Source organism: Nitratireductor sp. GCM10026969, from assembly GCF_042660605.1.
Classification (GTDB): Bacteria; Pseudomonadota; Alphaproteobacteria; order Rhizobiales; family Rhizobiaceae; genus Chelativorans.
Window position 1 is genome coordinate 1 of sequence record NZ_JBHSUM010000221.1, and the last position, 5,091, is coordinate 5,091.

The 5,091-nt window shown below is 66.0% G+C and carries 7 protein-coding genes and 1 pseudogene; 4 read left to right on the forward strand and 4 right to left on the reverse strand.

Going from position 1 to position 5,091, the window contains the following annotated elements:
- The 4 genes and pseudogenes from ACFP9U_RS23700 to ACFP9U_RS23715 form a co-directional block, all read left to right on the forward strand.
- A pseudogene (locus ACFP9U_RS23700) lies at nucleotides 1–354 on the forward strand (cyclase); the annotation flags it as partial.
- 19 nt (nucleotides 355–373) lie between these two features.
- A complete protein-coding gene (locus ACFP9U_RS23705; protein WP_378625222.1) occupies nucleotides 374–1,567 on the forward strand; it encodes a zinc-dependent alcohol dehydrogenase in 1,194 nt (397 codons plus the stop codon).
- On the forward strand, nucleotides 1,560–2,357 hold the full coding sequence (locus tag ACFP9U_RS23710; RefSeq protein ID WP_378625223.1) for an SDR family NAD(P)-dependent oxidoreductase: 798 nt from the start codon (nucleotides 1,560–1,562) through the stop codon (nucleotides 2,355–2,357). Before ACFP9U_RS23705 ends, ACFP9U_RS23710 begins: the two co-directional genes overlap by 8 nt.
- A 57-nt stretch (nucleotides 2,358–2,414) precedes the next feature.
- Nucleotides 2,415–2,615 carry a DUF2905 domain-containing protein gene (locus tag ACFP9U_RS23715; protein ID WP_378625224.1) on the forward strand — a complete coding sequence of 67 codons (201 nt, stop codon included), beginning with the start codon at nucleotides 2,415–2,417 and terminating at the stop codon, nucleotides 2,613–2,615.
- A gap of 46 nt (nucleotides 2,616–2,661) precedes the next feature.
- Here the strand turns inward: ACFP9U_RS23715 and ACFP9U_RS23720 are convergent, their stop codons facing one another.
- The 4 genes from ACFP9U_RS23720 to ACFP9U_RS23735 form a co-directional block, all read right to left on the reverse strand.
- On the reverse strand, nucleotides 2,662–2,847 hold the full coding sequence (locus tag ACFP9U_RS23720; RefSeq protein ID WP_378625226.1) for a hypothetical protein: 186 nt from the start codon (nucleotides 2,845–2,847) through the stop codon (nucleotides 2,662–2,664).
- 14 nt (nucleotides 2,848–2,861) lie between these two features.
- Nucleotides 2,862–3,182: a hypothetical protein gene (locus ACFP9U_RS23725; protein WP_378625227.1), complete on the reverse strand. Its 321-nt coding sequence runs from the start codon at nucleotides 3,180–3,182 to the stop codon at nucleotides 2,862–2,864.
- A 98-nt stretch (nucleotides 3,183–3,280) separates the two neighbouring features.
- A complete protein-coding gene (locus ACFP9U_RS23730; RefSeq protein ID WP_378625229.1) occupies nucleotides 3,281–4,285 on the reverse strand; it encodes a YeiH family protein in 1,005 nt (334 codons plus the stop codon).
- A 40-nt stretch (nucleotides 4,286–4,325) separates the two neighbouring features.
- A partial coding sequence (locus ACFP9U_RS23735) for an Ldh family oxidoreductase (RefSeq protein ID WP_378625230.1) occupies nucleotides 4,326–5,091 on the reverse strand: 766 nt, incomplete at its 5' end.

Consider the following 5,091-nt stretch of genomic DNA (forward strand, 5'->3'; position numbering starts at 1 on the left):
GTCGGCGACAAGGGCGCGCGCTGGGTCGTGGCCGCGCCGGGCGGCAGCACGATCACCTTCGAGACGACGATCACCGACGAGCGCCCGGACGAACTCATCGCCTGGAAGTCCGACGAAGGCGCCGAGGTGCGCAACAGCGGCCGTATCGTCTTTCGGGACGCACCGGGCGGCCGTGGCACCGAGGTCGAAGCGACCATCGCTTACGATCCGCCGGGCGGGGCTTTTGGCTGGGCGGCCGCCAAGCTCTTCCAGCGCGAGCCGCGCATCCAGACCCGCCGCGAACTGAAACGCTTCAAGCAGCTCATGGAGACGGGCGAGGTCGCCGTCGCCGGCCGCACCGCCCGGCACGCGTAAACCAGCAAGGGAAGAAACCATGCGAGCCCTTACCTGGCAGGGAAAGAAGGATGTCCGCGTCGAGACCGTTCCGGACCCGGAGATCGTCAATCCGCGCGACGCCGTCATCGAGGTCACCTCGACGGCGATCTGCGGTTCGGACCTGCATCTTTACGACGCGGTGATCCCGACACTGAAACCCGGCGACATTCTCGGCCACGAGTTCATGGGCGAGGTGGTGGATGTCGGGCCCGGCAACGAAAAGCTGAAGAAGGGCGACCGGGTGGTCGTGCCCTTCACCATCGCCTGCGGCAAGTGCTTCTATTGCGAAAGGCAACTCTATTCCGCCTGCGACAATTCCAACCCGGCCGACAAGGCCGATATGTCGGAGACGCTTTACGGCTATCAGATGAGCGGCCTGTTCGGCTATTCGCACCTGACGGGCGGCTATGCCGGCGGGCAGGCGGAATATGTGCGCGTGCCGTTCTCGGATATCGGCCCCATCGTCGTCCCCGAGGGGATGGAGGACGACCAGGTGCTGTTCCTCTCCGACATCCTGCCGACGGGCTGGATGGCGGCGGAGAACTGCGAAATCCAGGAGGGCGACACCGTCGCCGTGTGGGGCTGCGGACCGGTGGGCCTGTTCGCCATCCAGAGCGCCCTCATCATGGGCGCCGGGCAGGTGATCGCCATCGATCACTATCCGCACCGGCTGGAGCTTGCGAGGAAGCTCGGCGCCAGCGTGATCAACTATAGGAACGCGCGTGTCTACGAGGCGCTGATCGAGATGACGGGCGGGATCGGTCCGGATGCCGTCATCGACGCCGTGGGCATGGAAAGCCACGGTTTCTCGCCCGACAATCTCTACGACTATGTCAAGCAGACGGTGCAGCTCGAGACCGACCGGCCGCATGTGCTGCGCCAGGCGATCTATTCCTGCCGCAAGGGCGGCCGCGTCTCGGTGCCCGGCGTCTATGGCGGCTTCATCGACAAGTTCCCCGTCGGCGCCTTCATGCAGAAGGGCCTGACCATGCGCACCGGCCAGACGCATGTGCAGAAATATCTGCCGATGCTGCTCGACATGATCCGCGAGGGGAAAGTGGACACCACCTTCCTCATCAGCCATCGCATGCCGCTCGAAGACGCCGCGGAGGCCTACCGCAAGTTCGCCTATGAGCAGAACGAGACCACCAAGGTCATACTGAAACCGCGTTGGGAGCAGGAACGTGGCTGACAAGCCCGGCCTTGCCGTCGTCACCGGCGCATCCACCGGCATCGGCCACGCGCTGGCCATCTGCTGCGCGGAAGCCGGCTATGATCTCGTCGTCGCCGCCGACGAACCGGAAATCGCCCGCGCAGCGGAGGAATTTCGCGCCAAGGGCGTGGCGGTGGAGCCCGTCGAGGCGGATCTCGGCACGGCGCAAGGGGTCGAACAGCTCTACCAGGCGCTTGCCGGCCGCCCGGTCGAACTGCTCTTGGCCAATGCTGGCCGCGGGCTTGGCCACGCTTTTCTCGACCAGGAGACCGCGGACATCCGCCGCGTGATCGACACGAACGTGACCGGCACCGTTCTGCTCGCCCACCGCGTCGGCCGCGACATGCGGGAGCGAAACCGCGGACGCATTCTGTTCACCGGCTCGATCGCCGGGTTCATGCCCGGCAGCTTCCAGGCCGTCTACAACGCCACCAAGGCCTTCATCGACAGCTTCTCTTGGGCGCTGCGCAACGAGCTCAAGGACACCGACATCACCGTCACCTGCCTGATGCCCGGCCCGACCGACACGGAATTTTTCGACCGGGCGGAAATGGAGGACACGCGGTTGGGGACGTCAGACAAGGACGACCCCGCCAAGGTGGCGCGCGCCGGGTTCGATGCGATGATGAAGGGAGAATCCGGCGTGGTGACCGGCTTTTCCAACAAGATGCAGGCGGCGATGGCTCATCTCATGCCCGCCGACTGGCTTGCCGAGAAGCACCGCAAGATGGCCGCTCCCGGGACGGCGAAGGACCGAAGCCCTTCTTGAAATGGACCTTCTCCTGCTTACATCGTCCTTTGCGACGTGCGCAGCGGCGGGACGGAGATGAGCAGGCTTCTGATCATTTTCGGTGTCATCTTGATCGCGGTCGGTCTCCTGTGGCCGTTCCTGCAGAAGATGGGCCTCGGCCGCCTGCCCGGCGACCTGGTCCTGGGGCGCGAGAACTTTCGCGTCTACATCCCCATCACGACCTCGATCCTCATCAGCATCGTGCTCAGCCTGATCCTGTGGCTGTTCAACCGCTGACGTGGCAAGAAGCGACCTCCCGAACCGGAAGGCCGCTCCGCACGCGTCAGCTCTTCTGGCTGGAATTCGGGTTGCGGCGGTCTTCCTTCGTCACCGGCCCCTTCGCGGCCTTGGTGCCGCCGCCCCATTCTTGCGCCTTGCGGGCCTGGCTGCCGCCCTTCTCCGATGGCGCCTTCTCCTTCACGTGGCCGCTGGTCGCCTTGTTGATCCCGTGTTCGCGTTTATCGTTCATGACAAATCCTCCGCTCAGCTCTGCACGCCGGCGTCCTGCGCCAGACGCTCGAACTCGGCCTTGAAATCTCCCAGCGTCGGCAGCTCCAGCTCGTGGAGCTGGCGGTGGACCTTCTGGGCGGGTTCGGAGGACAGGTCGTCCTTGTACATCTCGTAGACTTCCCGCGCCGAGCCGTAGTTGTGGAAGCGCTCGCGCTCGGCGCGCGTGGCGTCCTGCACGCCCCTGAGCTCGTCTCGCTTGTTCTCGGGATAGGAATCCGGATCCGCATCGAGCACGGGCGCGAAGGCATTCCTGTCGAGGAAGTCCACGAGCCGTTCCTTCGCATTGTCGGCCATCATTTGCCTCCTTTCGGGTCGCATTCACGGGTCCCAATCATCCGTGTCCCGCGAGGTTCCAGCCGAGCACGGCAGATTGCGACGCGGTTCCCGGCGCGTCAGACAAGCACGGAGAGGCCGAGGGCGAGTGCCATCAGGAAGAGGGTGATGGAGACGACCACATTGATGTGGCCGGCGCCCAGCGCGAACATTTCCTTCAGCGCCGTCTTCATGCCGAGCGCGGAGATCGCCACCACCAGCAGCCAGCGCGATATCTCCGACAACGCGGCGGCAGCCACTGCCGGGATGGCACCGACACTGTTGGCCACGACGAGAGCGGCGAACAGCACCACGAATGACGGCAGAGACACGCCCTTCGCCCCCTCCCCGCGCCTGGCGAAAAGCATGATCGAGATCACCACAACCGGGAGCAATGCCACACGCAGGAGCTTCACGAAGGTCGCCGTGTCGCCCGCCTCCTCGGAGACGGCGTAGCCCGCGCCGACCACCTGCGCGACGTCATGGATGGTGGCGCCGATCATGACGCCGATCTCCCGGTCGTCGAAGCCGAGCGCGGTAAACAGGATCGGGTAGGCGATCATCGCGATAGTGGAAAGCCCGGTCACCGCGATGACGGTGAAGAGCGTGTCCTTTTCGCGCTCCGGCCGGTTCGGCAGCACGGCAGAAATGGCGAGCGCGGCCGAGGCGCCGCAGATCGCCACCGCGCCGCCGGTCAACATGCCGAAAGTCCAGTGCCTGCGAAAAAGCCGCGCCATGAGGAGGCCGAAGCCGATCGTGGCAGTGACGGAAACGAGCACCAAGAGGATCGGCCCGAAGCCGAGCGCGCCGATCTTCTCGAAGGTGATGCGGGCGCCCAGAAGCCCGACGCCGAGACGCAGCAGCGTTTTCGAGGCGAAGTCGATTCCGGCGGCGCAGCGCGGCTCGTCCCAGAGGAAATGAAAGGCCATGCCCAGCAGAAGCGCGAACAGCATGACCGGCGCTCCGTAGTGCTCGGACAGAAAGGTCGCCGCAAGCGCGATGAGGACCGCCAGCATGACGCCGGGCGCCAGGCCCTTCAGCCTGTCCGGCTGCAGCAGACGGATCGCCGGCAGGAATGTGCTCATGGCAGCGCGGTGAATAACAGCAATGCGGGGATCACGTCTTTCACCGGCCGATCGCCTCGATCTCGCGCAGGAGCTTCGGGTCGGCGGGAATGCCCCCGTGCGCCAGCTCCCGTTTCAGGGCCTGGCGGCGGCGGCCGGGCAGGCGCACGCCCTCCATATCCTCGATGAGCCGGGCCATCTCGGCAAAGCGTGCCCCCGCGCCCGGACCGAACGCCGCCGGATCGATGGCGATCAGCGTCTGTCCGGTGCCAGGGGGCGCGCCCTCGGCCTCGAAGAAGGAGGTGGCCTCATAGGCATAGTTGGCGCCGGTGAGCCCGGCGCACAGCATCTCCACCATCAGCGCAAGCGCGGTGCCCTTGACGTCGCCCATGGGCACCATGGTACCGGCGAGCGCGGCCTCGGGATCCGTCGTCGGGTGGCCCTCGGCGTCCAGCGCCCAGCCTTCCGGAATGGCCTCCCCCTTCTGCTTGGCCGCCATGATCTTGCCGCGCGCCACCTTGGAGAGGGAGATGTCGATGACGAGTGGTTCCGCCCCTTCCAATGGTGCCGCAAACGCGATCGGGTTGGTGCCGAAGAGCGCACGCTTTCCGCCCCAGGGCGCCATGGCCGCCGGCGAGTTCGCGACCATCAGGCCAATGATGCCGGCCTCCGCCAGCCGTTCCACGAACAGGCCGGTCACGCCGCAATGGTGCGAGCGGCGAAGGCCGGCAATGGCCACGCCTTGCCTGCGCGCCGCATCCGGCAGCCAGTCGAGCGCCAGCTCGATCGCGGGATAGGCAAAGCCGTGGGCGGCATCGACCGCCAGT

Bases quoted from the DNA above. Each gene is read 5' to 3' on its own strand.
- ACFP9U_RS23705 (WP_378625222.1), top strand. From the start codon at position 374: ATGCGAGCCCTTACCTGGCAGGGAAAGAAGGATGTCCGCGTCGAGACC.
- ACFP9U_RS23715 (WP_378625224.1), top strand. From the start codon at position 2,415: ATGAGCAGGCTTCTGATCATTTTCGGTGTCATCTTGATCGCGGTCGGT.
- ACFP9U_RS23720 (WP_378625226.1), bottom strand. From the start codon at position 2,847: ATGAACGATAAACGCGAACACGGGATCAACAAGGCGACCAGCGGCCAC.
- ACFP9U_RS23725 (WP_378625227.1), bottom strand. From the start codon at position 3,182: ATGGCCGACAATGCGAAGGAACGGCTCGTGGACTTCCTCGACAGGAAT.
- ACFP9U_RS23730 (WP_378625229.1), bottom strand. From the start codon at position 4,285: ATGAGCACATTCCTGCCGGCGATCCGTCTGCTGCAGCCGGACAGGCTG.